Source organism: Mesorhizobium sp. B2-3-4 (genome assembly GCF_006442315.1).
Taxonomy (GTDB): Bacteria; Pseudomonadota; Alphaproteobacteria; order Rhizobiales; family Rhizobiaceae; genus Mesorhizobium.
Genome location: NZ_VFVY01000004.1, coordinates 260,426 through 285,867 on the forward strand (window position 1 = coordinate 260,426; position 25,442 = coordinate 285,867).

Annotated in this window: 32 protein-coding genes; 10 read left to right on the forward strand and 22 right to left on the reverse strand. The window is 62.3% G+C overall.

Annotation, left to right across the window (positions count from 1 at the left end; all coding sequences use genetic code 11):
* Window positions 1-8 precede the first annotated feature (8 nt).
* The 4 genes from FJ967_RS09280 to FJ967_RS33320 all read right to left on the reverse strand — a co-directional run bounded on the left by FJ967_RS09280 (window position 9) and on the right by FJ967_RS33320 (window position 2,624).
* Window positions 9-461 carry a MucR family transcriptional regulator gene (locus FJ967_RS09280; protein ID WP_140731404.1) on the reverse strand — a complete coding sequence of 151 codons (453 nt, stop codon included), beginning with the start codon at window positions 459-461 and terminating at the stop codon, window positions 9-11.
* A 161-nt stretch (window positions 462-622) separates the two neighbouring features.
* The gene (locus tag FJ967_RS09285) at window positions 623-826 is read right to left on the reverse strand and encodes a hypothetical protein (protein ID WP_140731405.1); all 204 of its coding nucleotides are present in this window, start codon (window positions 824-826) and stop codon (window positions 623-625) included.
* Window positions 819-1,688, reverse strand: coding sequence for a DMT family transporter (locus tag FJ967_RS09290; protein ID WP_246675229.1), 870 nt, complete (start codon window positions 1,686-1,688; stop codon window positions 819-821). The genes FJ967_RS09285 and FJ967_RS09290 overlap by 8 nt, the downstream gene beginning before the upstream one ends.
* A 102-nt stretch (window positions 1,689-1,790) precedes the next feature.
* On the reverse strand, window positions 1,791-2,624 hold the full coding sequence (locus FJ967_RS33320; RefSeq protein ID WP_181175725.1) for a hypothetical protein: 834 nt from the start codon (window positions 2,622-2,624) through the stop codon (window positions 1,791-1,793).
* 111 nt (window positions 2,625-2,735) lie between these two features.
* Between FJ967_RS33320 and FJ967_RS09305 the strand changes: the two genes are divergently transcribed.
* A complete protein-coding gene (locus tag FJ967_RS09305) occupies window positions 2,736-3,695 on the forward strand; it encodes a LysR substrate-binding domain-containing protein (RefSeq protein WP_140731407.1) in 960 nt (319 codons plus the stop codon).
* 66 nt (window positions 3,696-3,761) lie between these two features.
* Here FJ967_RS09305 and FJ967_RS09310 read toward each other — a convergent pair whose 3' ends face one another.
* Window positions 3,762-4,274 carry a DinB family protein gene (locus FJ967_RS09310; RefSeq protein WP_140731408.1) on the reverse strand — a complete coding sequence of 171 codons (513 nt, stop codon included), beginning with the start codon at window positions 4,272-4,274 and terminating at the stop codon, window positions 3,762-3,764.
* A gap of 66 nt (window positions 4,275-4,340) precedes the next feature.
* On the opposite strand from FJ967_RS09310, the gene FJ967_RS09315 reads away from it, so the two are divergent.
* Window positions 4,341-5,030, forward strand: coding sequence for a glutathione S-transferase family protein (locus FJ967_RS09315; protein ID WP_140731409.1), 690 nt, complete (start codon window positions 4,341-4,343; stop codon window positions 5,028-5,030).
* A 70-nt stretch (window positions 5,031-5,100) separates the two neighbouring features.
* Here the strand turns inward: FJ967_RS09315 and FJ967_RS09320 are convergent, their stop codons facing one another.
* On the reverse strand, window positions 5,101-5,358 hold the full coding sequence (locus tag FJ967_RS09320) for a DUF2934 domain-containing protein (RefSeq protein WP_140731410.1): 258 nt from the start codon (window positions 5,356-5,358) through the stop codon (window positions 5,101-5,103).
* 387 nt (window positions 5,359-5,745) lie between these two features.
* Between FJ967_RS09320 and ndk the strand changes: the two genes are divergently transcribed.
* Window positions 5,746-6,168, forward strand: coding sequence for a nucleoside-diphosphate kinase (gene ndk, locus FJ967_RS09325; RefSeq protein WP_023673443.1), 423 nt, complete (start codon window positions 5,746-5,748; stop codon window positions 6,166-6,168).
* A 71-nt stretch (window positions 6,169-6,239) separates the two neighbouring features.
* Here ndk and FJ967_RS09330 read toward each other — a convergent pair whose 3' ends face one another.
* Window positions 6,240-6,614: a nuclear transport factor 2 family protein gene (locus FJ967_RS09330; protein ID WP_140731411.1), complete on the reverse strand. Its 375-nt coding sequence runs from the start codon at window positions 6,612-6,614 to the stop codon at window positions 6,240-6,242.
* A 172-nt stretch (window positions 6,615-6,786) separates the two neighbouring features.
* Here FJ967_RS09330 and FJ967_RS09335 point away from each other — a divergent pair, with 172 nt between their 5' ends.
* On the forward strand, window positions 6,787-7,590 hold the full coding sequence (locus tag FJ967_RS09335) for a helix-turn-helix transcriptional regulator (protein ID WP_140731412.1): 804 nt from the start codon (window positions 6,787-6,789) through the stop codon (window positions 7,588-7,590).
* Window positions 7,591-7,604: 14 nt separating this feature from the next.
* On the opposite strand, the gene FJ967_RS09340 is transcribed toward FJ967_RS09335, so the two are convergent.
* From FJ967_RS09340 to FJ967_RS09365, 6 genes are all read right to left on the reverse strand, one after another.
* Window positions 7,605-8,372, reverse strand: coding sequence for a YbaY family lipoprotein (locus tag FJ967_RS09340; protein ID WP_140731413.1), 768 nt, complete (start codon window positions 8,370-8,372; stop codon window positions 7,605-7,607).
* Between the two features lie 79 nt (window positions 8,373-8,451).
* Complete coding sequence (locus FJ967_RS09345; RefSeq protein WP_140731414.1) at window positions 8,452-8,931, reverse strand: molybdenum cofactor biosynthesis protein MoaE; 480 nt, start codon at window positions 8,929-8,931, stop codon at window positions 8,452-8,454.
* Window positions 8,932-8,935: 4 nt separating this feature from the next.
* Window positions 8,936-9,193, reverse strand: a complete 258-nt coding sequence (moaD, locus tag FJ967_RS09350; RefSeq protein WP_140731415.1) for a molybdopterin converting factor subunit 1 — start codon at window positions 9,191-9,193, stop codon at window positions 8,936-8,938.
* 1 nt (window position 9,194) lies between these two features.
* Window positions 9,195-9,791: a CDP-diacylglycerol--glycerol-3-phosphate 3-phosphatidyltransferase gene (gene pgsA / locus FJ967_RS09355; RefSeq protein ID WP_115145227.1), complete on the reverse strand. Its 597-nt coding sequence runs from the start codon at window positions 9,789-9,791 to the stop codon at window positions 9,195-9,197.
* 281 nt (window positions 9,792-10,072) lie between these two features.
* Window positions 10,073-12,142, reverse strand: a complete 2,070-nt coding sequence (gene uvrC / locus FJ967_RS09360; protein ID WP_140731416.1) for an excinuclease ABC subunit UvrC — start codon at window positions 12,140-12,142, stop codon at window positions 10,073-10,075.
* On the reverse strand, window positions 12,139-12,903 hold the full coding sequence (locus FJ967_RS09365; protein WP_140731417.1) for an SDR family oxidoreductase: 765 nt from the start codon (window positions 12,901-12,903) through the stop codon (window positions 12,139-12,141). Before FJ967_RS09365 ends, uvrC begins: the two co-directional genes overlap by 4 nt.
* A 413-nt stretch (window positions 12,904-13,316) precedes the next feature.
* Here FJ967_RS09365 and FJ967_RS09370 point away from each other — a divergent pair, with 413 nt between their 5' ends.
* Window positions 13,317-13,973, forward strand: coding sequence for an outer membrane protein (locus tag FJ967_RS09370; protein ID WP_140731418.1), 657 nt, complete (start codon window positions 13,317-13,319; stop codon window positions 13,971-13,973).
* A 222-nt stretch (window positions 13,974-14,195) separates the two neighbouring features.
* Here FJ967_RS09370 and FJ967_RS09375 read toward each other — a convergent pair whose 3' ends face one another.
* On the reverse strand, window positions 14,196-14,792 hold the full coding sequence (locus FJ967_RS09375; protein WP_140731419.1) for a glutathione S-transferase family protein: 597 nt from the start codon (window positions 14,790-14,792) through the stop codon (window positions 14,196-14,198).
* Window positions 14,793-15,235: 443 nt separating this feature from the next.
* Here FJ967_RS09375 and FJ967_RS33325 point away from each other — a divergent pair, with 443 nt between their 5' ends.
* Together FJ967_RS33325 and FJ967_RS09385 are read left to right on the forward strand one after the other, a co-directional pair.
* The gene (locus FJ967_RS33325; RefSeq protein ID WP_181175726.1) at window positions 15,236-15,727 is read left to right on the forward strand and encodes a hypothetical protein; all 492 of its coding nucleotides are present in this window, start codon (window positions 15,236-15,238) and stop codon (window positions 15,725-15,727) included.
* A 511-nt stretch (window positions 15,728-16,238) separates the two neighbouring features.
* Window positions 16,239-16,550, forward strand: coding sequence for a transcriptional regulator (locus tag FJ967_RS09385; protein WP_140731421.1), 312 nt, complete (start codon window positions 16,239-16,241; stop codon window positions 16,548-16,550).
* Window positions 16,551-16,781: 231 nt separating this feature from the next.
* Here the strand turns inward: FJ967_RS09385 and FJ967_RS09390 are convergent, their stop codons facing one another.
* The 7 genes from FJ967_RS09390 to FJ967_RS09415 all read right to left on the reverse strand — a co-directional run bounded on the left by FJ967_RS09390 (window position 16,782) and on the right by FJ967_RS09415 (window position 21,220).
* Complete coding sequence (locus FJ967_RS09390; RefSeq protein ID WP_140731422.1) at window positions 16,782-17,618, reverse strand: DMT family transporter; 837 nt, start codon at window positions 17,616-17,618, stop codon at window positions 16,782-16,784.
* The gene (locus FJ967_RS09395; RefSeq protein WP_140731423.1) at window positions 17,615-18,193 is read right to left on the reverse strand and encodes a TetR/AcrR family transcriptional regulator; all 579 of its coding nucleotides are present in this window, start codon (window positions 18,191-18,193) and stop codon (window positions 17,615-17,617) included. Before FJ967_RS09395 ends, FJ967_RS09390 begins: the two co-directional genes overlap by 4 nt.
* A 134-nt stretch (window positions 18,194-18,327) precedes the next feature.
* Window positions 18,328-18,780, reverse strand: a complete 453-nt coding sequence (locus tag FJ967_RS09400; RefSeq protein ID WP_140731424.1) for a hypothetical protein — start codon at window positions 18,778-18,780, stop codon at window positions 18,328-18,330.
* Window positions 18,781-18,877: 97 nt separating this feature from the next.
* Complete coding sequence (locus tag FJ967_RS33330; RefSeq protein WP_181175746.1) at window positions 18,878-19,027, reverse strand: hypothetical protein; 150 nt, start codon at window positions 19,025-19,027, stop codon at window positions 18,878-18,880.
* Between the two features lie 61 nt (window positions 19,028-19,088).
* Window positions 19,089-19,943, reverse strand: coding sequence for a 23S rRNA (adenine(2030)-N(6))-methyltransferase RlmJ (locus FJ967_RS09405; RefSeq protein ID WP_140731425.1), 855 nt, complete (start codon window positions 19,941-19,943; stop codon window positions 19,089-19,091).
* Window positions 19,940-20,551 carry a hypothetical protein gene (locus FJ967_RS09410; RefSeq protein ID WP_140731426.1) on the reverse strand — a complete coding sequence of 204 codons (612 nt, stop codon included), beginning with the start codon at window positions 20,549-20,551 and terminating at the stop codon, window positions 19,940-19,942. Before FJ967_RS09410 ends, FJ967_RS09405 begins: the two co-directional genes overlap by 4 nt.
* An 18-nt stretch (window positions 20,552-20,569) precedes the next feature.
* On the reverse strand, window positions 20,570-21,220 hold the full coding sequence (locus tag FJ967_RS09415) for a TetR/AcrR family transcriptional regulator (RefSeq protein WP_246675231.1): 651 nt from the start codon (window positions 21,218-21,220) through the stop codon (window positions 20,570-20,572).
* A 113-nt stretch (window positions 21,221-21,333) separates the two neighbouring features.
* Here FJ967_RS09415 and FJ967_RS09420 point away from each other — a divergent pair, with 113 nt between their 5' ends.
* From FJ967_RS09420 to galE, 3 genes are all read left to right on the forward strand, one after another.
* Window positions 21,334-21,804 (forward strand): carboxymuconolactone decarboxylase family protein, encoded by a 471-nt coding sequence (locus FJ967_RS09420; RefSeq protein WP_140731428.1) that lies wholly within the window; start codon window positions 21,334-21,336, stop codon window positions 21,802-21,804.
* 1,073 nt (window positions 21,805-22,877) lie between these two features.
* A complete protein-coding gene (locus tag FJ967_RS09425) occupies window positions 22,878-23,918 on the forward strand; it encodes a UDP-glucuronic acid decarboxylase family protein (RefSeq protein ID WP_140731429.1) in 1,041 nt (346 codons plus the stop codon).
* Window positions 23,915-25,009 (forward strand): UDP-glucose 4-epimerase GalE, encoded by a 1,095-nt coding sequence (galE, locus tag FJ967_RS09430; protein WP_140731430.1) that lies wholly within the window; start codon window positions 23,915-23,917, stop codon window positions 25,007-25,009. Before FJ967_RS09425 ends, galE begins: the two co-directional genes overlap by 4 nt.
* Here galE and FJ967_RS09435 read toward each other — a convergent pair.
* Window positions 24,963-25,388 carry a hypothetical protein gene (locus FJ967_RS09435; protein WP_181175727.1) on the reverse strand — a complete coding sequence of 142 codons (426 nt, stop codon included), beginning with the start codon at window positions 25,386-25,388 and terminating at the stop codon, window positions 24,963-24,965. The two genes, galE and FJ967_RS09435, sit on opposite strands and share 47 nt — an antisense overlap.
* Window positions 25,389-25,442 lie beyond the last annotated feature (54 nt).

The window sequence follows — 25,442 nt, forward strand, 5'->3', positions numbered from 1 at the left end:
GGCAAGCCTCAGGCAGTGGCCTTGCCACGCTTTGTCGCCTTGGCCACGACAGCCGGTGCAGCGGCAGGCTTGCGGCCAAGGCCCGTCGACTTCGCCAGCGCGGACCGGGTCGCCGAGTAATTCGGCGCGACCATCGGATAATCCGGCGGCAGGCCCCATTTGGCCCGATAGTCGTCCGGGCTCAGACCATAATCCGTCCTGAGGTGCCGCTTGAGCGACTTGAACTTTTTTCCATCCTCAAGGCAGACGATGTAATCGGGGAATACCGACTTCTTCGGATTCACGGCCGGAACCAGGCTCGGGCTTTCCACGACTGCGGCGCCAGCCAGCTTGCGAACCGAAGCGCTGACGCTGGCAATCAGGTCAGGCAGGCCGGAAGCCGGAAGCGGATTGTTGCCGACATAGGCCGAGACAATATCGGCCGTCAGCTCGATAACGGTCTTATCCTCGATATTTGACAATTCTTTCACCCTATTTGCGACAAAGTCATCCACCCCAGCGAAGACTTTTGTCGATGTATCCCTTTAACCGCGTCCCCCAACGGACCGACAAGTCCCAAAACGAATCAAGACTTGCCATCAACTATTTTTATGGGAAATCGACACCACGCAAATTAGAAAATCTAATACTTGGACGCTGCAGACTTGGCTGTGCGGCTGTCAGCCAATATCTCAAGAATACGCTTCCAATGGGCACAACGCCCGAAATCCTTCTGTTCGATCGCCTTTTCGGCCTTCATCGCCGCGTAAAGCGGCGCTTCCACGCCGAACTCCCTGATCAACCAATGCGCTTCCCGCCTGGCCAGTCCTTCATCATCGTCAAACATGGTTTTCCGTCTCCGAACGTTCCAGCCCGACCGCTATGCAGCTGCCGATGACGAGGACGGCTCCGGCAATCGCGGTTGTCGTCAGCCGTTCGCCGGACAGGGTCAACAGCAGCGTCGAGGCAATTGGCGTGAGGTAGGCAACGACGGCGACCTTGCCACTGCCTCCAAGTTTCAGAGCGCGCGACCAGAAATAGTAACCCAATCCCATCGGACCGGCGCCCAGATAGAGCCCGAGGACAAGGTCCGCGCCGGCGTGCCAGGCGACACCTTCGTGAACGCACCATACCAGCGCCAGGGCCACGCCGATCAGCGACGACGGCAGCAGAAGGCGGTCCGGCGAGGTGGCCAGCCGTCCCACCGCGAGCGAATAGAACGCCATGCACAGCGCGGATCCGAATGCTGCGAGATAGCCTGTGAGATCGCCCTGGAACCAGGCACGGTCGCGCCCGCCCCAGATCACCAGCGCGACGCCGACGAAACCGAGGACCGCGGCAAGACCGAGCAGTGCCGGACGCCGCGGATTTTCAAAGACGATCACCGCCGCGGCAACCATCAAGGGCCAGGTGTAGGCGACAAGATTGGCTTCGATCACCGGCATCGAGGCGAAGGCGACATATTGCAACACCATGGTGCCGACCAGACCGATGAAACCGACCGCCAGCGGCGCGAGCGTGGCTCTCGCGGCGAGCGGCGGCGCCTGTTCCCGAGCCATGAACCGGATCAGGCCGAAGACCAGTGAAGCCCCCACGAATTGCAGGAACTGCACTTGCGCCACCGGATGGTTCGCCAGCAGGGATTTGCCGACCAGGGCATTTGTCGACCACAAAGCCACCGCCCCGGCGGCAAAGGCCAGCGCTGACATCGAGCCTGCTTCCTGTCGAAGAAGCCGGCTTGGAGCGCTATCCCGGCGTTGGACCATGATCGCACCCGAAAACCGGCTCCCAACTTTCGGGATCATGGATCGCTACCATGTTTCCCTTGCTCCGCCCGGGACCGGCGCCTCGGCGGGCGCCGGCGTGGGGTGTTCCGCCTCGAACCGGCGATAGGCCGGCAGCTGGTTGGTCCAGACATCTTCCGCCAGCTCGTTGACCCATTCGCGGTCGTGATCATTGTCGGCGGCAAGATAGAACATCCTGTTATCGTCGACATAGGGCTTGGCCACCGAGCGCTGATTGAGCACCAGGGTGACGCGCTCGCCGAACTGGATCGGCGCCGTGCGGTGCAGGACGCCCAGGAACTGGCCAAGCGTGGCGTAATTCATCTTGTGATCGATGCGCATGATGCGATTGCGCGGAATCTCGCGGCCGGATTCGAGAATGGCGCGCCCGGTCTCGGAATCGTCGCAATAGATTTCGAGATGGCCGCCGACCAGCGGATCGCTGATCGACAGCGGAATGAGCTCGGTCACCGGAACGCCGTCGCAATGCCATTCGACGGCGCCATCCCTAGGGTTCATGAAGGTAACGGTCGAACCGACGATCGACAGCGGATAGGGCTCCAGCTTGGTGCCCATCATGTCGGACAGCCGCTCCAGGCGCAACTTGTCGTGCAGCAACTCCTTGATTTCGGGAATGAAACGGTCGGCGCCGGTGATGAAGGTCAGATCGAGGTGCTTGTGCACGGCATGGCTGGCCTTAAGCTTCAGGGCGGCCTCCTCGATCGCGGCAAGCAGTGCCGGATCATAGCCATGCAGATACTGCGCGACGCCGAAACTCGACACTTTCCAGGCGGTTTCGTGGCCGATAATGGCCTCGCGGCTCATCGCATAGCGCAGTTCGGGTATGGTATGTGCGTTCATTGTACTTCTCCAAGTGGGGGCAAACACTTGGTTAACAGTCAATTAAATTAGCCCCCCCTGTAAAATTAGGAATGCTAGTGCTACCGTAAGCCCAGCTTAAGGTCGAAACCCGTGCGTCTGCTCAGTCAGGTCAACCTCAATTCGCTGAAGATCGTGGAGAGTGCTGCGAGGCACGGGAATTTCACGCGTGCCGGCGAGGAGCAATTCATCACGGCTTCGGCAGTCAGCCAGCGCGTCAAGAGTCTGGAAGACCAGCTACGCTTCAAGATTTTCCAGCGCGGCGGCAATGCGGTGTCGCTCACACCGGAGGGCGAGACCTATGTGTCGCGCGTTCGCGAGGCGCTTGAGCGGATCGTCGCCGCCAGCATGGAAGCGACCGGGCAGTCGCAGGAGCATGTGCTGAAGATATCCGTGTTGCCGACCTTTGCCGCGCGCTGGCTGTTTCCGCGCCTGCCGCTGTTCCAGCGGCAACATCCCGATATCGTGATGCGGGTTTCGACCTCATACGCCACGCATGAGTTCACCACGTCCGAGTTCGATCTCGAAATCCGCTATGGCGACGGCCACTTCAACGGACTGCCATCCGATCTGTTGTTTCGCGAAGACCTGACACCGGTGTGCAGCCGCAAATTGTTCCATGAGGTCCTGGGCAACAAGCCGGTGTCGAAGGTGACACCGGACGACCTCAAGCACTTCACATTGCTGCATTCCGACACCTGCACCCAGAACTGGCAATCCTGGCTTGGTTTCGCCGGCGCCAGCTTCGTGCTCAGCGAGACCAAGAGCATCTATTTCGATTCCTGCATGATGTCCTACGAGGCGGCCAATGCCGGCATGGGCTTTGCGGTCGCCAACCGCGCCTACATGGCCAGCGACATCCGCGCCGAAAAGCTGGTCGCTCCCTTTGCGGTCCACCATCCGAACACGGCCGGCTGGTACTTCGTGTCGCCCCATAAGAGCCTTGCGGCGCGCAAGGTGCTGCTGTTCAAGCAATGGGTGATGGCGGAAGCCACCCTGACACAGAGCCAATTGGACAGCGAAATCACCGGCTTGGCTCCGGCGGCCGTCTGAAATTCAACCCGTAGGGCGACGACCGCGAAGACGCGGCAATGGCACGCTGCGGCCTGCGAAACTGGATCAGGCGAAGGCCCTGCCTTCCTCGGTGCGCTGAAAATGCGCCAGATCGAGTGGCACGGAGGGGCGTCCAAGAACCGTCAGGATCATATGCGCCTGGCCGCGGTGATGGGTCTGATGGTTGAAGACATGAGCCAGTGCCGGCGCCAGGCGCTGCGAGACGGTGCGCATGTCCGAAACCGTCATGTAGGTGAAGCGGCCAGACAGCGCCTTGTCGCCCAGGCCGGCAAGCCAGTCGACGATCCGCCGGTCCTCGGCCTCGCGCGCTGTCCTCAAGACCGGCAAGGCCCGATGCAATATGGCGTCCAGCGCCGTCGGCGCGTCGCCCTCGCCGGTGAAGCGCTTCATCCAGATGCGATCGGCGGCAAGAAGATGATTGAGCGTGCCCATCAGCGAGCCGAAGAAGGCGCCGACATCGCGGTTGAATTCCTCTTCGTCGAGATCGGCAGCGGCATCGTAGATGCGGCCATTGGCCCATTGATTATAGGCCGCAAACATCATGAAGTGCTGTTTCATCTTGTCTCCCGCCGGACCGTTTCGGGCTTCGGGAGCGATACCTAGACTGCGAAGAGGCCGACGCCAATGACCATTCTGCTTTACGACCTCGTCGGGCGTGACGAGAGCCGGCCGTTCAGTGCGCATTGCTGGAAGGCGACGATGGCGCTGGCCCATAAGGGGCTCGATATCTCGACCGCGCCGACGCGTTTTCTCGAAGTGGCGGCCATCGAGGGCGGCGCTTCGAAAACCGTTCCGGTCATTCGCGACGGCGACAAGGTCGTCATCGATTCCTTCGCCATCGCGCTCTATCTCGACGAGGCCTATCCGGATCGCCCGACGCTGTTTGGCGGCGAAGGCGGCAAGGCGATGGCGCGCTTCATCGAGCGCTGGTCGCAATTGACCATCCACCCTTATGTCACCACCGCGGCGCTCGTCGACTTGCACGCCATGCAAGACGAGGAGAACGCTTCGTATTTCCGCCGGAGCCGGGAGCAGCGCTTCGGCAAGCGGCTGGAGGAGGTCGTCGCCGCGCGCGATGCCGGGCTGGCAAGCTTCCGGGCCGCGCTGGAGCCGCTGCGCTCCATGCTGAGCTACCAGCCGTTCATCGGCGGCGCCTCGCCGCTGTATGCCGACTATATCGTCTTCGGCGCGCTGCAATGGGCACGCGTTGCCACACCGTACAAATTGCTCGACGACAGCGATGTGGTGACGCAATGGTTCGCCCGCTGCCTCGACCTGCATGGCGGGCTGGGACGAAAGGTTGCGGCGGCATGACGACGCAATCGCCTGCAGCAAGCCAGCGCAGGCGCCGTCGAGCCGTCGCGAAAATCAGCGGCGCAAAGCCTTATTTGGCCGCCTTCTTTGGCTTGCTGGTTTTCGGCTTGTCGGCTTTCGCTGCGGCCTTCTCCGCTTTGGGGGCGGCTTTGGCCTTGCCGGCAGCGGATGCCTTCTTGGCTGGCTTCTTGCCCGCATCCTCCCGATCGATATCGGCCGCCGCCTGGTGCCAGTGGCGTTCGTGGTGACCGGCCGGCTGCCCTTCTTCCTGCCATATCTGGTGGGCGCGGTTGCGGATGCGCTCCTGACGATCGTCTGTCATGGTCATGTTGTCTCCATGCGGGCCGACTTCAGCGCGGCGCCGACGCAGCGACTATAGCAAGCAAACCGTTGCTTTACAGCCATCTGATCCAGCCTGCCGGCCTATAGTCCGGACACGGAAGCGTGCGCCGCCCCGGCCCTTCGCCGTCGCTCCCAAGTCCTTTTGGGGGTTCAAGTCCTTTTGGGGGTTCAAGTCCTTTCGGGCGTGCAAGTCCTTTGAAAGGTCCACTGGAACTTCAATCCGCCGAAGGTGGACCGGGCTTTCACCGTTCGTCTCTTGGAAAGCAAGGCAATTGGCTTTCCATCCGCTTCGCGAGCCGCTCCTCTTGGCAATCAGCCGGGCGGCTTGTATAGAGCCCGCCACTCTCAATTCAAATCCAGACAAGGACGACCCATGGCGCTCGAACGCACCTTCTCCATGATCAAGCCGGACGCAACGCGGCGCAACCTCACCGGCGCCATCACCAGGATGCTGGAAGAAGCCGGCCTGCGCGTCGTCGCCTCGCGTCGGGTGTGGATGAGCCGCCGCGAGGCGGAAGGCTTCTACGCCGTCCACAAGGACCGCCCGTTCTTCGGCGAACTGGTCGAGTTCATGTCGTCGGCGCCGACGATCGTCCAGGTGCTGGAAGGCGAGAACGCCATTGCCAGGAACCGCGAAGTGATGGGCGCCACCAACCCGGCCAACGCGGCCGAAGGCACCATCCGCAAGGTGCACGCGCTGTCGATCGGCGAGAACTCGGTGCACGGCTCGGATGCGCCCGAGACCGCCGCGCAGGAGATCAAGTACTGGTTCTCGGACACCGAGATCGTCGGCTGAGCCGACACCGCGAAACTCCATGCGAAAGGCCGGCAATTTTGCCGGCCTTTTCTTTGGACGCTGGACCGCGATCAGGCCGGAACGAACTGGTAGTCGACCAGGATGCGGCCCTCGGCGTCGACGGTGAGGACTTCGAGCCCGGTCGCCAGCACGGTGTCGCCATCGGCCGGCAGCATCTCCCAGCGGAAGGTGACGACGTCATGCAACAGACGGGCGTTCAAGGCGGCGCGGAAGCGATTGCCGTCGTCGCGGACATTCTTCTCGTGCGACCCGCGTACCCGCTCTTCCAGGGCCTCGTAGCCGCGCACGGCGCGTTCGCCGACATAGTGCCGGCCATCGGGCACCCACAGGGCGGTAATCGCCGCGCGGCGACGCTCGCTGTCGGTCTCGTTCCACGCGGCGACATAGCGGTCGGCCAACGCCTGGGCATCCAAGAACCTGGTCATGATCTTCACTCCATCTGGTTTGCGAGCGGCAATGCACCGCCCTTGGGGAGAGAATTCGCAGCGCGGAGGGCCGAACTCCATGACCTCTCAGGTCAAAAAGCGACCGCCGGATCACGCGGAATTTGACCTTGCAGGTCATTGAACCAGAACGAGCGCGCGCTAAGGTCCGGCCATGACACTGCACCAGACCCCGTTTGGCGTCTTGCTTCGGCGATGGCGCGAGCAGCGCCGGATGACGCAGACCGATCTCGCCCTGGCGGCGGACAGCTCAACCAGGCATCTCTCCTATCTGGAGACCGGGCGCGCGCGGCCGAGCCGCGAGATGATCGTGCGCCTGGCCGAATGCCTTACGGTGCCTCTGCGCGATCAGAACACGCTGCTGCTTGCCGCCGGCTTCGCGCCCGCCTTCCAGGAGCGCTCGCTAGCCGAGCTGGAGGCGGCACGCAAAGCGATCGACAACGTGCTGCAAGCGCACAGGCCCTACCCGGCTTTCGCGGTCGACCGCCATTGGAACGTGGTGCTGTCGAATTCGGCGCTGCCGCAGCTCTATGAAGGATGTTCCGCCGAACTGATGCGCAGCCCGGTCAATTCGGTGCGGCTCATCCTGCATCCGGCCGGTATGGGCCCACGCATCCTGAACTTCGCCGCCTGGCGCGCGCATACGGTGCATGTTCTGCGCCAGCAGATCGAGGCCCGGGCCGATCCGATCATCCAGGGCCTGCTCGCCGAAGTGGCGGCCTATCCCGTGCCGCCTGGCTCGGATGGGGCGGAGGGGCTGGAAGCGGCGCAGCGGCTGGCGACACCGCTGCGCATCGCAACACGGCTCGGTACCGTGTCCTTCCTCAACACCACGACTGTTTTCGGCACGCCCAATGACGTGACCCTGGCGGAGCTTGCCCTGGAAATGCTGTTTCCGGCCGACGACCAGACCATCGAGATCGTCAAGACCATGGTCAGGGAAACCGCCACGGCGTGATGTCGGCCCGGCAGTCAGCTCGCCGCGCTGAAGCGCAGGATTTCGTGTCCGTCCTTGTCCGAGATGGTCAGCTTGCCGGCATCGATGCTGTATGTCGCCGCCTTGGCAAGCGCGTCGAACAGCGCCTTTTCCTCGGTCATCACCTCGGGCGCGCAGGCTTTGTAGGTCGAGCCGATATTGCTGACGGAAATTGTCCGGTCATCGACCCTGGCGGTGGCGAAGTACACGTTGCAAGGGCCGTTGCCGCCAGCCTTGCCCGACTTGCCGATCCTGAACGTGGCTTGCGGCTCGCGTATCTCGCCGACGCCGTCGATATAGTCGACGAGCCAGCTCTGGCCGAGCATCGAAGCCTTCGCCGGGGCATCGTCGGACGCCGCCATCTTGAGCATGATGGTCTGCGGCGCGTCGGTCAGCGGATCGAGCTGATGACGCACATCGGAGATGAACATCAGCCTGTCGTCGACGGTGATGCGGGCCTGCAGCGCATAGGTCATGCCCGGCCGGATGACCGAAGGATCGAATTTTATCTCGAAGCTGATGGGTACCTGGCCCGCCGGCTTGACCTTCTGTTCGCCGATGATCCTGGCGGGCGCGTCGGACAGCGAGACGTCGGCAAGCTCGACGGAGAGCACGGCGCTGGGCGGCAAGGCGATGCGCTCGCGATAGATCACTTCGCCCCTCACCGACTTTTGCGCGGCCACGGAGAGCTCCGGCACCGCCAGTATGCCGACGACCAAAGGCACGAAGCCGAAGACGAAGAACTCGGCGATCCTGTCGAACATGACCGTTCTCCCTTGCCCAAATCAGTCACGTGATGAATTGGCAGAAGGATTGCGGTCGTTCCGTGACGCCTTGTCGGTATTATTCGGACGGCCGCTGCCAACGCCGGGCCGCCTGGGCGTCGGCTTCCTTGGTTTCGACCCAGCCACCTTCGGAGCCGTCCGCGCGATGCTCCTTCTTCCAGAAGGGCGCACGTGACTTGAGGTAGTCCATCAGGAAATTGGCCGCCTCGAACGCCGCCTGGCGATGCGCCGAAGCAGCCACCACCAGCACGATGTTCTCGCCCGGCGCGATCGTGCCATGGCGGTGGATGACGGTGAGCCCCTGCAGCGGCCAGCGACCGGCCGCTTCGGCGGCGATACGGCCGATCTCGGCCTCCGCCATGCCGGGATAATGCTCGAGCTCGAGTGCCGAGAGCGCGCCCTGCTCGTCGCGGCAAAGACCGCAGAAGGTGACCACCGCGCCGATGTCCGCACGGCCCTGCGTCAGTCGGGCGATCTCGGCGGCGACATCGAAATCCTGGCGCTGGATGCGCACGGTCGGCACCGGGACGGCCGACATGCGTTCAGCCCCCGGTCATCGGCGGGAAAAGCGCGATCTCGCGCGCGCCCGATATCTTCTCGCGGTGATCGACATGTTCCTGGTTGATGGCGACGCGGATCACGTCGGGATATTGCAGCGCATGCTCATAGCCCTCGCCGCGCGACCGCAGCCAGCGCAAGAGGTCGGCGACCGTCTCGATGCCGGCGGGCAGGTCGACGTCTTCCTCAGGCATGCCGATTCGTTCGCGAACCCAGGCGAAATAGATGAGACGGGTCGTCATCTCATTCGTCCATGATGTGCTTGAGGCCGGCACGGAAATAATCATAGCCGGTGTAGAGCGTCACCAGCGCCGCGATCCACAGCAACACCAGCCCGGTCTGCGTGGTCAGCGGGAAGATCTTGTCGCCGGCAGGACCCGCCAGCAGGAAGGCGATGGCGACCATCTGGATGGTGGTCTTCCACTTGGCGAGCTGCGTCACCGGCACCGAGACCTTGAGCGCCGCCAGATATTCGCGCAGGCCCGAGACCAGGATCTCACGGCACAGGATGATGATCGCCGCCCACAGCGACCAGCCGGCAATGCCGGCATGACGATCGGTATCGGCAGCCAGGAGCAGAAGACATGTCGCGACCAGCAGCTTGTCGGCGATGGGATCCAGCATCTTGCCGATGTTGGAGGTCTGCTGCCAGGCGCGCGCGAAATAGCCGTCGAAATAGTCGGTGATCGATGCCAGCAGGAAAATGACCAGCGCCGACCAGCGGGCGAAGTCGCTCGACTTCAGATGGCCCTCGAGAAAAAAGCACAGCACCACCAGCGGCACCGCGATGATGCGGGCATAGGTGAGGATGTTGGGCAAGTTGAACGCGCGCTGGGCCATGTCTTCTGGGACTCTTTCTGCCTGCGTACTCAAATCAGAAGCGAATGTGGGCGGTCAACAGGCCAAAATCGATTGGCCAGCCGAAAATAGCGGAAAACCTTCGCATGCCTGGTGCCAAAACCGCAGTTATCTTCAGGAGGTAGACCGCATGAACGCTTGGACAACATGCGTGGTGTCTCATGCAAGACATTTTCCCTAAACCGCCTGCGCTTCGGGCGGGATGCGTGGTGTCTCATGCCTATCGCTATCTCGACACCGCGTGCACTTTTGGGCGACATGCATCAGCTCTCGTGGAAGTGATTGTAGACCAGTTTCGCCACCTGTTCGGAAATGCCGTCGACTTTCCTCAAATCCTCGACCGCGGCGCGGCTGACCGCCTTGGCCGTGCCGAATGCCAGCAGCAGCGCGCGCTTGCGGCCGGGCCCGATGCCGGCGATTTCGTCGAACGGGCTCTTGACCATCTCCTTCTTGCGGCGGGCTCGGTGCGAACCGATGGCGAAGCGATGGACCTCGTCGCGCAGCCTCTGGACGAAATAGAGCACGGGATCACGCACCGGCAGCGAAAACGAATCCCTGCCCTTGACGAAGAAGCGCTCGCGGCCGGCATCACGGTCCTGGCCCTTGGCGATGCCGATGGCCACGACGCGATCCTCGACGCCGAGATCGGAAAGCATCTTGCGCACCGCCGTCATCTGGCCCTGCCCGCCGTCGATCAGGATGACGTCGGGCCAGGCCGGGAAGCTGCCGGAGATGTCCTCCTCGATATCGTCACCGGCGCCTTCCGGGGCCGCGTCGCCGTCCGCGGCAACATCGCCATGTTCCCTGAGCAATCGTGAAAAGCGCCGCTCCATCACTTCGCGCATCATGCCGAAATCGTCGCCGGGCGTGATCTCCGTCGAGCGGATGTTGAATTTCCGGTACTGGTTTTTCACGAAACCTTCCGGCCCCGCGACGACCATGGCACCCACCGCGCTGGTGCCCATTATGTGCGAGTTGTCGTAGACTTCGATGCGCACCGGCGGCCTGGCCAGGCCGAAGGTCTCGGCGAAACCGGCAAGCAGCCGGGCTTGCGTCGAGGTTTCCGCCAGCCGGCGGCCAAGCGCCTCGCGCGCGTTCTGCAAGGCGTTGTCGGTCAGGTCCTTCTTCTCGCCGCGCTGCGGTACCGAGATGGCGACCTTGCGGCCGGCACGGGTGGAGAGCGCCTCCCCCAGCAGTTCCTGATCCTCGACGGCATGCGAGAGCAGGATGGCGCGCGGCGTCGGCTTGTCGTCATAGAACTGCGCCAGGAAGGAGCCAAGCACTTCCGATCCCTCCAGCGCCGGGTCGGCCTTGGGGAAATAAGCGCGGTTGCCCCAGTTCTGGCCGGTGCGGAAGAAGAACACCTGGATGCAGACCTGGCCGCCCTCCTGATGGATGGCAAAGACATCGGCCTCGTCGACGGTCTGCGGGTTGATGCCTTGATGGCTCTGCACGTGCGAGAGCGCCGCGAGCCGGTCGCGATAGATGGCGGCACGTTCGAAATCGAGATCTTGCGAGGCCTGCTGCATGGCTGCCGAAATCTCGGTCTTCACCTTCTGGCTGCGGCCCGAGAGGAAATCCTTGGCCTCATCGACCAGTTCGGCATAGCCCTCATGCGAGATTTCGCCGGTGCACGGGCCGGCGCAGCGCTTGATCTGATAGAGCAGGCATGGCCGCGTGCGATTCTCGTAGAAGGAATTGGTGCAGCTTCTGAGCAGGAAGGCGCGCTGCAGCGAATTGATGGTGCGGCCCACCGCGCCGGCCGAGGCGAAGGGACCGAAATAGTCGCCTTTGCGCGAGCGTGCCCCGCGATGCTTGTAGATGCCGGGCGAGACATGGTCGCCGGTCAGAAGAATATAGGGGAACGACTTGTCGTCCCGCATCAGCACGTTGAACCGCGGCCGCAAGCGCTTGATGAGATTGGCTTCGAGAAGCAGCGCCTCGATCTCGGTGCGCGTGACGACGAACTCCATCGTCGCGGTCTCGCGCACCATGCGGCCAATGCGGTTGGTATGAAAGCGCCCTTGCGCGTAGTTGGTGACCCGTTTCTTCAGACTGCGCGCCTTGCCGACATAAAGCACGTCGCCAGCGGCGTTCATCATCCGGTAGACACCGGGCGCATTGGGCAGCCGCTTGACCAGGGTCTGGATCACTTCAGCGCCGACCTGGCCGTCGGCGTCGCCGGCATGCGGCGTCCAGTCGATCGCCGTGAAGGCAACCTCGGGACCTGCCGGCTCGACGATCTCCTCAAGCGCTTCGTCCTCGAGGTCGATTTCAGGAGGAAGATCATCGGCGCCGCCGCGCGCCTTGCTTTTGTGATCCAAGGGACTCATTCCGCCATGCCTGTCACATCGGGCGTCTGCCACGCAAGATGCTGGCCGCCATCGAGCGCGATCATCTGGCCAGTAACCGAGCGCGCCTGCCAGAGATAGCGGATCGTCGCGCCGAATTCCGGCAATTCCGGGCCGCGTTTCAGGATCAGGCCGGCGACCTGCGCGTCAAAATCGGAATCATCCTGGCGAACGTTCTTAAGCGTCGGCCCCGGACCGATGGCATTGACGCGGATGCGGGGGCCGAGCGCCTGCGCCAGCATCTCAGTCTGCGTCCACAAAGCCGATTTGGACAGCGCATAGGAGAAATAGCGCGGCGTCGGCCGCCAGACGCGCTGGTCAATGATGTTGACGATCAGCCCCTCCTGCGCTTCCGGCAGAGAGCGGGCGAAGGCTTGAGCCAGAAGCGCCGGGGTTTTCACATGAATGGCGAAATGGCGATCCCAGGCATGCCAGTCGAAATCCTCCACGGAATCGTCGACGAACAGCGAGGCATTGTTGACCAGCAGCGAGATTGGGCCGAGCGCGGCTTCCGCCCGGCCGACCAGGTCGCCGACGGCATCCATGTCGGTCAGATCAGCCGCCACCACGACGGCGCGGCCGCCCGACAGGTTGATTCCCGTGGCCAACGCATCCGCCTCATCGTGGGAACGATTGGAGTGGATGGCGACCGCAAAACCATGTCTGGCGAGGTCCTCGACGATCGCCTTGCCGATCCGTTTCGCTCCGCCGGTCACCAGCGCCACGGGAGTGGCTTTGCTCATCTGTTGTCAATCCTCAATTTCGGGCCGAAAACGCGACGCCGACGAAATATGGCCCGGCATATGTTAAATGGCCTTCGCACCTGGGGCAGCATTGTGGCGAAGTGCCCGTCCGGCATACCGACTCGTCATGAACTGGTGAACCGGCAAGGCGCAATATAGGACGCTGGACTCCTTGCACCAAGCGGTGTGCAGCGCAGCATGGATTTACTGCTGACATTTCGCTGTTGCGAAGATGCAACGTCAAGGTTCCGCCTCATTCGCGCCGGGGAATGACCCAAGTTCAGGTTCGCTTCAGCCGCATTTCGACACGACATTTGGAACCGACGAACGCCAGATCCGTTTCACCCCCCGGACGGGTTGATGGCGATCGTGAGAAACAAGCCTGTGTCCTGTGGCTTAAGGAGTAAAGAACAATGCAAGCCAATCTCAAATTCGCACGGCCGCTGGCTGTCGCAATCGGGCTCTTCGCCCTCGGCGGTACCGCTTATGCCGCGGACGTCGTTCAGGAAGAGCCGCCGGCGCCCGCTCCGATTGCCGAACTGCCGGTCGCTTCGTGGGCTGGCCCCTATGCCGGTCTCAACCTCGGCTACGGCTTCGGCGGTAAGACCAAGGAAAAGGACTTCGGCGACTCGACCGACACCAAGGGTTTCGTCGGTAGCGTCTTCGGCGGCTATCAGTGGCAGCAGGAGAACTTCGTGTACGGCGGTGAAGCCGAACTCGGCTACAACGGCGTCAAGGGTGACGACAACGGCATCCACTCCAAGGGTGGTTTCGAAGGCTCGTTGCGTGCCCGTCTCGGCTACGCCGTGACCCCGGAAATCCTGCTCTACGGCACCGGCGGTCTTGCCGGCAAAAGCCAGAAGGTGGATGATTCCGATCTCGGCGTGAGCGATCGCGCCACCATGCTCGGCTGGACCGCCGGCGTCGGCACCGACATCAAGCTGACCGACAACGTGTTCGGCCGCGTCGAATATCGCTACACCGATTTCGGCTCCAAGAGCTTCGACGGTATCGGCAAGGTCAAGGCGACGGACAACCGCGTCACCTTCGGCGTCGGTATGAAGTTCTAAGTCGTCCAAGCCACGACACGAAAAGCCGGGCCTCGCGCCCGGCTTTTTTTGCGCTGCCGTTTCGTCGCTGCTCAGCGCCCCTCTCGCCATTGCGTGAAAGCGCTCCCCAGATCACCGAGAATAGCCGTTGCACGCCCGCAAACAGTGGCTCGCACGAACAGGCAACAAAATCGCGCCCGGAAACCGCTCCCCTCTCCGTTTGTGAGAGAACGTCAGATCGCTTTAAACCGGTATGCAGCCCTTCAGTTCGGGAAATTTTTCGTCGAAGCGCGCGGCCCAGCGCACGAGCCGGCTACGCCCCTTCTCCCACTGACCGCCAAAGCGCAGCGAGAGATAGCCAAGGCAGGCGCGCAACGCCAGATGGCCGACCGTGACCTTCTTCGGCAGCTTGGGCGGGTTGGCATTGAGCAGATCGAGTGCGGCAGTGATCTTGGTCCACTGGCGGTCGAGCCAGGTCTGATACACCAGCTCCTGGGGCCGGGTGCGGCGCTCATAGACCATGGACAGCGCGCAATCGCAGATGCCGTCGGCCAGCGCCTCCAGCACTTCCGCGTCGAGCCGTTTGTCGGGGTTGCGTGGAAACAGCACGTTCTTCGAAACCCGGTTGAGGTGCTGGGTGATGGCGCGGCTGTCGTGTACCGAACGGCCGTCGTCGAGCACCAGAACCGGGATCTTGCCCAGCGGATTGGCACTGATCAGTTCGGCCGGCCTGTCGTCGGTTTTGACCGGCACCTCATCGATGGCGATCCCGGCATAGGCCGCGGCCATCCTTACCTTGGAGCTGTAGGGAGAGGAGGATGCGTAGAGCAGCTTCGGCATGGTCGTTTTCCTGTTGGCAGGCGCCCAGTGTTGACCGCGCGGGCTCTTCAGATCAACCGCCAGAGCACAGAAAAACAACGGCCAGAAACCGGTTGCGATTTCCGCCTTGGCAATCACGACAGGCCCACAATCGTGTACGCTGGAAAACATCGGCGGGCCACGACAGCAAGCTGCCGGGATTCAAAGCCGCATTTACTTCACAGGCGCCGGCACCTCACGAGATGCGCAGCGTCGCCGAGAGAGCCTTCGCCCTGCAAAGCAGGAAGAACAAGCCAAGCGAGCGAGGCAGCCAAACGGCGCCTCGCTTTGCTTGCCCTCGGCCCCATATCGTCGCGATCAGCCCGAGGGCTGAACCCCGCTGCCGAACATGCTCCGATCCAGAACGTCAGAGCGTCGGTGCCAATCCCGAAGGACAGGTGACGCCCCAACGAGCTGTCTACTTCTTGGCCGGAGCCTTCGCCTTCGCAGGCGCTGCCTTTGCCTTCGGCGCCGCGGCTTTCTTCACCGCAGGCTTCGTCGCAGCGGCGGCTGCTTTCGCAGCTGGCTTTGCCGCAGGCTTTGCGGCCGGCTTGGCCGCAGCTTTCGCGGGAGCTGCTTTCTTGGCTGCGGGTTTTGCCGCGGGCTTGGCCGCTGCCTTGGCTGCCGGCTTCTTGGCCGGTGCCGCCTTGGCTGCCGGCTTCGCCGCAGCCTTCGCGGGGGCCGCCTTCTTCACTGCCGGCTTCGCCGCGGCCTTGGCCGCCGCCGGCTTCTTGGCCGGTGCTGCCTTCGCTGCGGGCTTTGCCGCCGCCTTAGCAGGCGCTGCTTTCTTCACCGCGGTTGCGGCCTTCGCCGCGACTGCCTTTGCGGGTGCTTTCTTTGCCGGTGCCTTGGATGCCGGCGCTTTAGATGACTGCTTAGCCATGTCATGCCCCTTCACGTTATGCCGATGGCCGTGAATGACCCCGGCGCGCAATGCATATCTGACTCGCGTCTCGCTAGCCAGCGAAGCAATGGTATGATTTTCTCAGCTTAAATTTTGGTTGCGATTGACGCACAATCAAACTCATCACGGAAAAAATCCGCCGTTGATCTTCTGACGTCGCCAGCAAATTGATGCCGGTGTTCTCGATGCGAGTCCACCATGAAGCTCCCAAGATCATCGAGCATCGTCACACGCGATCTTCGGCCGTCAATATCAAGACGTGGCGTCTCACCAGGGCGATCATCTTTTGCAAGCGCGTGGTCAGTGCGGGTCACGAGCACGATGCGGTGATCGATCTGAAGATCACCTTGTCAAGCAGGTCTGAAGCGATATCTTTCTGATTGACAGAATACTCTGTGCCACAGATTATTCTGTCGTGAGATGTGATCGCGCTTCGAATTCAATCGCAGCAGGCAAGTGCCCCCACCCGAGATCGCAGAGCCTTGCCGCGACAGAACAAGGCTTTGCCGCATTGGAGCCCACTGATGAGCGCCGACGACATCGTCCACCAGAGTACACGGCTCAGGATCATGGCAGCGCTGAACACCCTGGAAAGGCGCGAGGCGCTGGACTTCACCCAGTTGAAGGCCATGATCGACGCAACCGATGGAAATCTCGGAGCGCATCTCGATACTCTGGCCAGAGCGGGCTATGTCGATGTTGAAAAACTCTTTGTCGGGCGACGGCCCCGCACCCGGGTCAAGGCAACAGTGATTGGGCGGCGGGCCTTTCGCGGCCACATTGCCTTTCTTCGCAAGATCATCGATCAGGCCGATGCGACGCAACGCAGGAAATAGTCCTGCGCTGCGCGAGCAGTCCTGAAGCCGCCGACCGTCCAGGGCTGACTGGCCGTCCAACTCTTCTGCCTGGAAGCAATTTCCGAGGCAAAGCGCAATGCGCTTCCGCAGGAAAACCGTTACACACTATTTCGCGCGAATGCGCTCGGCGCGTTGCGACGACCGTGACGCCAGCGCCGATTGTCGATGGTGGCGCGATCACCGGCGTGTGTCGACTAGCACGTGCCAACGTCACGATTGATACCCCAGACAGATGGCGCCGAGCGCGACGACGGCGCAGGCGCAGACCCGCCGCGGCGTCAGCGTCTCGCCGAGAAACAGCCGGCCGATGAAGGCCGCGAAGACCACGCTGGTCTCGCGGATCGCCGTGATCGGACCGGCAGGCCCGAGTGCGAAAGCCGCCACCACGACGCCATAGGCAAGAAGCGCGAATAGGCCGCCACCGAGCGCCTTCCAGGTTTCGGGCGCCCGCGCATCGACAGTCAGCTTGCCTCGACAGGCGACGAAGGTCGCCGGCAGCAACGCGCCGTAGGCAAGAAGCACCCAGGCGGTGTAGGCGCCGATATTGCCCGCCGCGCGGACGCCGATCGCATCGACCATCGCATAGGCGGCGATGATCGCGCCCGTCGCCAGCGCGTACAGGATCGATTTAGTGGCGGCTCGTCCCCGTCCGAGCGAAAGAGCCATGATGCCGCCGCCGACCAGGGCAACGCCCACGGTCTCCGAAACGGTGAGCTGCTGGCCGGCGAGCAGGAAGCCGCCGAGCGCGACGAGCAGAGGCACGCTGCCACGAACAATCGGATAGACCTGTCCCAATTCGCCATGTCTGTAGGCGGCCACCAGGAAAAGGCTGTAGCCGACCTGCAGGCAGGCCGACAGCCCGACATAGAGCCAGGCGGGCGTCGCTGGAAAACCGTTGAAGGCTGCCATCGGAACAGCAAGCGCGGTGCTGGAGAAGCTCATGACGGTGACGGTCCACAACCTGTCGGCACCTGTCCGCAGGAAAGCGTTCCAGCTCGCGTGGAGGATCGCGGCGAAGAGCGCGAGCCCGATGACCAGCGGGGTCATTGCGGCCGGCGCGAGGCGGCGACGATATCCAGGGCCGCCTTGCGGGCGTCGCGGATAGCGGCGTCGCCCCGCCCCATCTGCGCCATCAGGGTCGCGCCCTCGATCAGCATCAACAGGGTCGCCGCCACGCTCTCGGCCCGCCCGCGCGTCATCACCGGCGCCAGGATCGACTGCATATGCTGCCTGATGCCATTCTTCTGCCTGGCGGCAGCCTTGAACACGGGATGCCGGGGATCGCCGAACTCGGCCAGGGCATGGGCAAACAGGCAGCCGTGAAAATCCGGGCTGCGAAACCAGCGGCCATGCCATTCGAAAATCCGGGCGATCTTCTCTTCCGGTGCCGTGCTCTCCCGGGCAAGCCGGTCAAGCTGCTCTTCAAAGCGCCTGGCGCGATGGTCCAGGACCTCGACGATCAACTCGTCCTTACTGGGGAAATGGCGGTACATCGTCATCTTGGCTACGTCGGCTTCGGCGATGATCCGGTCGATGCCGGTGGCATGGAATCCGACGCGCTTGAACAGCGCATAGGCCGTTTCGACGATATGTTGGCGTTTGTCGGAGACAGGTGAAGACATCGTGATTCACAAGGGGTGAGACAGGTCTGTCTATTTAGTGCGACAGATCACGGCTTCTGTCAACACGGGACGTAAAAGCGCCTGCAACCCTTCAGGTCGCAGGCGCGAAAAAGATCGTTAAGTGAGGGCCGTGTTCAGCGCAGGACGCGGCAGCGGCCGTTATAGACCATCCAGCGGTCGAAGCCCGCGACGCAGAACTCGACATTGTCGCCGATCGAGGCAAAGCCCTGGCCTTCCTCGATCAGGTAGAAGATCGAGCGGTCCCGGCCATCGGACAGGTTGACGGTGGCCCGGCAATAATGACGGCCGATCGGCCATTCCTCGCTCGCCTGCTCATAGCGATGCTGGCGAATGTTGCGGAAATCGGTGATGGCCACATCCGGCAAGTGCGGCACGTGATGCACCTGATAGGCGAAGCGGTGGGTGATCTTGTTCAGCACCCATGACTCGCCGCAGACGCTGCCGTCGTCTTCGGAATAGACGCCGAGGTCAGCCGCGTGAACAGCCTGCGTGACGCCGAGAGGCGCGGCAAGCGGGGAACAGAGCGAAATCAGGGCAGCAAGCGCGGATTTGGCGAAGCGAGTCATGGTAGCCTCTCAAGATCGGTTGCCGCACTGTGCGGATTCGCCAGGCGCCGGTCAAGCGGGTGCCGACACAATGGTTTATAGGAGGGCACCGAGAACTTCAGGAAAACCGCTCCCAGGCGGACTGGCGCGAAACTCCCAGCCGGCCGCCGATCCTGGCCCAGCTGACCTTGCGCGATCGCAAAGTATCGACCAGCAATTGCAGATACCTGCCCTTGTCTTGGATCGTCTCGTCGGTGGGACCAGGCATGTCGAGCAGCCTCGGTGGGCTGAGCGTCCAGCGAATGGAAGCGCGACATGTCGGGCGCATGTCACACCTGTTCACCCGCCAGCCATTCCACCGACCAGTGCGCCGGCTTTTCCACGGCCAGCAAACCGTGCAGCGCCGGCAAGATGGTTTTCAACTCAGCTTCGAGCGTGAAGGGCGGGTTGACCACGACCATGCCGGTGCCATCGAGACTGGGCTCCGACGAAGCCGGTCTGATCTCGAAGTCTATATCGAGGATTTTCGGGATGCCGGATTGCCGCAGCGCTTTCCTGAAAGCGATCACCGCCTTGCGGTCCTTGATTGGATACCACAGCGCATAGATGCCACCGGGCCAGCGCCTGTGCGCCTTCACCATCCCATCGACCAGGCGGCCGAACTCGCCGTCTTCCTCGAAAGGCGGATCGATAAGCACCAGGCCGCGCTTTTCCTTCGGCGGCAGATGGGCTCCGAGCGCCAGCCAGCCGTCGAGTTCCATCACCTTCGTCTGGAAATCGCCGGCGAACTCCGCCTTCAGCCGGGCAGCGTCTTTCGGGTGCAGTTCGATCGCCGACAAGCGGTCCTGCTTGCGCAGGAGAGTGCGTGCCAGCAGCGGCGAGCCCGGATATTTCCTCACCCCGCCCTCCGGGTTGAGCGAGCGCACCGCCTCCAGATAGGGCGCCAGCAGCGTTGCCGCCTTCGCGCCGAACGCGGCTTCGATCACCTTGCCGATGCCGCCTCGCCACTCGCCGGTCTTCTGTGCCTCGAGCGATGAAAGATCGTAGCGGCCAATGCCGGCATGGGTGTCGACGACGCGAAACGCCTTGTCCTTCTGCTTGAGATATTCCAGCAGGCGCGTCAGCACGACATGCTTGATGACATCGGCGAAATTGCCGGCGTGGTAGGCGTGGCGGTAGTTCACCTGGGTCCCCTGCCCCACCGTGGCGGCGGCGGTTGCGAGTTCGGATTTTCCGGCCGACCGCCACCAGAACGCAAGGACAGCAGGAAGCCGATCAAGCCGACCGCCATCAGCGAGAAGCCTATCGGCCGCGCGCGGCCGTCGATCTCGCCAACGCCGGAGCGCAGGACAAGGTCGACCGCGCGCATCGGTATATCCTCGGCATCCCCCGGGCCGACGGTGAAGAGGTAAGCGCCAGGGTTGACGGTGGCGATCAGGCCGGCCTCGTCGCGAAAGATCTTGTCGGGCAGTTGCGGGCTGGCCTGGCGCGGATTGTCCACATGATTGAACCGCAGTGTCGAGGCAAGCACGGTTCGGCCGTTGGTGGCGGCGGTCAGCGTCAGCACCGTGCGCTGCTGCGACACGATGCGTTCGGCCCTCGCGGTCAGGTCGACGAGGACCCGCACCGGCGCATCGCGACTGCTCAGCGACACCGTCAGCGGCCTGAACCGGCCCTGCTCATAGACCCGCCACGTGCCGATTTCGCGACCGGAAAAATTGGTCATCGCCCAGGGATAGATGAGACCGATGCCGGCGCCAGCCAGGAGGATCAGGACGAAGAGAGAGCGCATCGGGCGGTTACCTTGCAATCAGACCTTGGCCGACGGACGGCCTGTACCGGCACCGTCGCGCAGGCGTTCCATTTCGTCCAGCAGCATGTCCAGGCCGATCTCGAATGTCCTGTCGAATTCGGCGGCGCCAAAAAAGCGACCCGCCGCCATGACATTCGGATAATCCCCGGCCAGTTGCTCGGTGCTGACGGTGTTCACCGCGGACGGCCCCCTGGAATAGCCGGCATTCTCGTCCAGCACCGCGCCCATCAGATAATAGCCGACGGCTCGGAACAGCCGAGCACTGAGTTCGGTGTCGAAGCCGCCATCCTTGAACAAGCCGATAATGCCGTTCAACCAGGCAAGGCAAGCCGGCGAATTCATCCGGTAGGTAACGATGAAGGTGGAATAGGCGGGATGGTCGCGTCCGATGCGCCGAAAATCCTCAATGGCGATGCGCATTCTTTGCCGCCACGGAAGGCTGGCGTCAGGAATTTCAATCGCACCGATCAGACGGTCGATCAGCGCTTCGTGCAGATGCGCGACCGAAGGAAAGTGGTGATAGATGCTCATTGCCTCGCAGCCGAGCGCGGTGGCGAGCTTGCGCATCGAAAAGCCGGGAAGACCTTCCCTCTCGATCACCTCGAAAGCCGCGTCTTCGATCATTTCACGCGACAGACGGCCGCGCACTCTCTTTTTCTTGATTGACGTATCCATTGCGCCGCTTGACAACTTACAGTGTAAGGTTCATTTTCGCAGTCACCTTACATCGTAAGGTCAACCAAGACCAGAGGAGAAAAACCGTGTCGTACCATCGCATCGTAAAATCCGTGCAGTCTTGCTCTCAGCGTGCGTTCCTGTTCACCGCCGCGGCCTGCGTGCTGTCGCTGGGTGCGGCACCTGCCCATGCCGACGACTATGATGCAACCCTCAAGGACATCCAGTCGACCATGGGTGGCGTGCCGAGCTTCGTGAAACAGTTTCCCAAAAGCGGTCTGCCCGGTGCCTGGGCCGAGGTCAAGGCCATCGAACTCAACGACAAGACGGCACTTCCGCCCAAGGTCAAGTCACTGATCTCGCTGGCGGTCGCGGCGCAGATCCCTTGCACCTACTGCATCTGGTCGGACACGCAGGACGCCAAGCGCGCCGGCGCCACCGACGAGGAGATCCAGGAGGCCGTGGCAATGGCGGCACTGACCCGCCACTGGAGCACCGTCTTCAATGGCATGCAGGTCGACTTCGACACGTTTAAAAAGGAAATGGGCGGGCAGTAGGCCCCGGCAAAGAGGCAAAAAACGGCCTTAAGCAGCAAAACCGTGCGGTGATCCCGTCCCGTTTCCCATCGGCTCCGATGGCCCGCCAATGCGGGCCATCTTGCGTTTCAGACAGCCCAGCGCACCCTTGCGGCCCGCATACGCGATCGCGCAATGGACGACGTCCCGCCCCTGTGGTCAAATATCCCTGTCAGGGTGGCGCGCAGTCCGCGCAGACAAAGCCCACCACTGACGATAAGAAACCGACGAGCAGGAAATCGGCGAAAATATTTTTTCGATGGGATAGTTCGATGAGCGGAGCCTATAGTTTGCTCAACATGCGCAGCTCGGATTTTCGGGCCGTCAAGAACTCGTTCGGCTTTCGATTTTTCATCATTTTCTCCCTTCTCACCATGGCTGGTTGCGACTCCGATTCCATTCGCAAGGATGTCCTGTCCAAATACTTGAAACACGACATTTACAGCTGCAGCCCAAGCGGTTTTGGACAGCAGTCGCACTGCACCCTAAAGATGTAACCTCCGGCCGCCGGGTTGCCGGGTCCGCTATATTTCGCAAGCCTTGCGCCTGGGCACCTCGTGGCGCCAGACGTCGATATTCATCGCGGCCGGGCTTTGGCGGCGCGCCTCAAAACGTCTCCCGTATCCGGCGCGGTCGTTTTTTTTGCGATCGGCCAATATGCTGATTCACAACGAGGATCCGAGCCTGGCTTCCCCGAGCGGAGACCAAGGTGCGGCGGCGCTGCCGGATTAACCATCGCCGCCTCTTTAGTTAATGAAATGCTAATTTAATTGACTATAATTTTCATAGGTATATTTTTGCGATGTTGGGATGTGCAATTTGGGCGAGCAATCGACGATGATGGCACCAGGCGTGTGATTGCAATCGAGGCGCTTAAAATGCCGGGCGGCGGCGGGTAAAGCCGCGTGGCATGGCCTCGCGAACTCAGAAGACAATAGACGCACATCAGTGATGACGACCCGCGCATGCGGAGGGTTTGTCGCGTTCTGAAGAGCGTGGCCGGGTGATGCGTGCCCCGGCCCGGCGGTAGCGTGCGCGTTGCGTAAGGGGAAAGCATGAGCAAGGTCATCAAGGTTCTGAAGCTGGGATCCGGAAACGGCCAACGGGACCCCCACCAAAAACCAAATCGTGCCCTCGTCGCGGGGGGAGCCGGCTTCCTTGGCTCGCATCTGTGCGAACGGCTTTTGCGTGACGGATACGAGGTTGTCGCCATCGACAATTTCCACACCGGCAAACGATACAATCTCAGTGTTCTCCTGCGCGACCCCAGGTTCACCTGCATCGAGCACGACATCGTCGACCCCCTGCCCGCGGGCCTCGCATTCGACGAGATCTACAACCTTGCCTGCCCCGCCTCTCCGCCCCACTATCAGGCGGACCCGATCCATACGTTCAAGACAAGCGTGCTCGGTTCGCTCAACCTTCTGGAACTCGCCCGGCGCAACAACGCCAAGATATTCCAGGCCTCGACATCCGAGATCTATGGCGACCCCATTGTGCACCCGCAGCCCGAGAGCTATTTCGGCAACGTCAACACGCATGGGCCGCGGTCCTGCTACGATGAGGGCAAGCGCTCCGCCGAAACGCTGTTTTTCGATTATTCGCGGACATATGGCCTCGATATCCGCGTGGCCCGCATCTTCAACACCTATGGCCGCCGCATGCAGCCCGACGATGGGCGCGTGGTCTCGAACTTCATCGTGCAGGCGCTGCGCGGCAAGGACCTGACCGTCTATGGCAGCGGCCTGCAGACCCGCTCCTTCTGCTATGCCGATGACCTGATCGAGGGCTTCATGCGGCTGATGAATGCGCCGCATGCGCCGGCCCATCCGGTCAATCTCGGCAACCCCGGCGAATTCACCATCATGGAACTCGCGACACTGGTCGTCGCCTATACCAACTCCCGATCGAAAATCGTCCACCGGCCGTTGCCGATCGACGACCCCAAACAACGCAAGCCCGACATTTCCTTCGCCAGAAACAATCTTGGCTGGGAGCCGAAGATCTGCCTGGCCCAGGGGCTCGCGCACACCGTCGACTATTTCGACGCCCTGCTCTACGGCAGCCGGATGATCAAGGGGGCAGCGGCTTCATGAGCCGCCCGGCGATCCTAGTCACAGGCGGAGCCGGCTTTATCGGCAGCCACACCTGTAAGCTGCTCGCCGCGTCCGGTTACCTGCCTGTAGCGTTCGACAACATGTCGCGCGGCAACCGGAAATCCGTCGCCTGGGGGCCGCTCGTCGTCGGCGATATTCGCGACGGCGATGCGTTGCTGGCGGCGATGGAAAGATACAGGCCGACATCCGTCATCCACTTCGCAGCGCTGGCCTATGTCGGGGAGTCCGTCCAGCAACCGGCGGAGTACTATTCGACCAATGTCACGGGCACCATCGCCGTGCTCGAAGCGGCGCGCGCGCATTCGATCGAAAACATCATCTTTTCCAGCAGTTGCGCAACTTATGGCGTGCCCGACGCGCTGCCCGTTCGCGAGACTTCGTCACAGAATCCGATCAGCCCGTACGGACGCACCAAACTGATGGGCGAACAGATCATCGGCGACTATGCGCGGGCATACGGCATGAGGTCTGCCATCCTGCGCTATTTCAACGCTTGCGGTGCCGATCCCGACGGCGAACTCGGCGAATGGCATTCGCCGGAAACGCATCTGATTCCCAGGGTGTTGATGGCCGCCTCGGGCATGCTCGACCGGATCGAGGTTTTCGGCACGGACTATGACACGCCGGACGGAACCTGCATTCGCGACTACATCCATGTCGGCGATCTGGCTAGCGCCCATCTGAAAGCGCTCCAACATCTGCAGAACGGCGGACAGAGCCTGGCCGTCAATCTCGGCACCGGGCGCGGAATATCCATCAAGGAAATCCTGCAGGCGGTCGGCCGGATAAGCTCGAGACCGGTCCCGGCCGTCTTCAAGGCGCGTCGCCCGGGTGATCCTGCCGAACTCTATGCCGATCCGAGCAAGGCGCGCGCGCAGCTTGGCTTTGTGCCGCGGCTTTCCGGCATCGACACGATCATCGCAACGGCGGCGCCCTTCTTCGGGCTGGCTACGGTGCCGGTGAAACCGCCGCCCGCCAAGGCGACGGTCTCCACCGCCGTCAGATCAATCAGCGCCAACTCGATCAGAGATAGCGCGCCCGACAGCTCGCATGCTGGCCAAATCCGCTAGGGCTGCAGATATAGGGCGAACCACCGAAGGCCGGGGCGCCGACTTTCGGCTCGAAGGAGGCGTTCACCGGTGCCGGCGTGCCGACCTTGATCCGCGGCGGCGGTGCAAAGGCGTAGGCTTTTTCGGTGATCCTTACCGTGCTCGTCGTCTCGACCAGCGGGCGCTCGAGTCTCAGCGAGCGAACCATGGGATTGCCATAGACAGACTGGACCGAAGATTCGCTGCTGGCGGTGTGGACCACGGGTTTGATGAGGACCGAACCGGTTCGGGTCGCATCCACGTTCTGGCAAGCTGCAACCATCGAGACCGCCATCACGACCGTAAGAATAGATACGAAGTTTTTGCCTGGGCGCGGTGCGCCCATCGCCGAATTGTTCATCTTGTGTCCCTTGCTATCACGGATTAGCCAAGGGCGGGTGGCAGCATACTATGC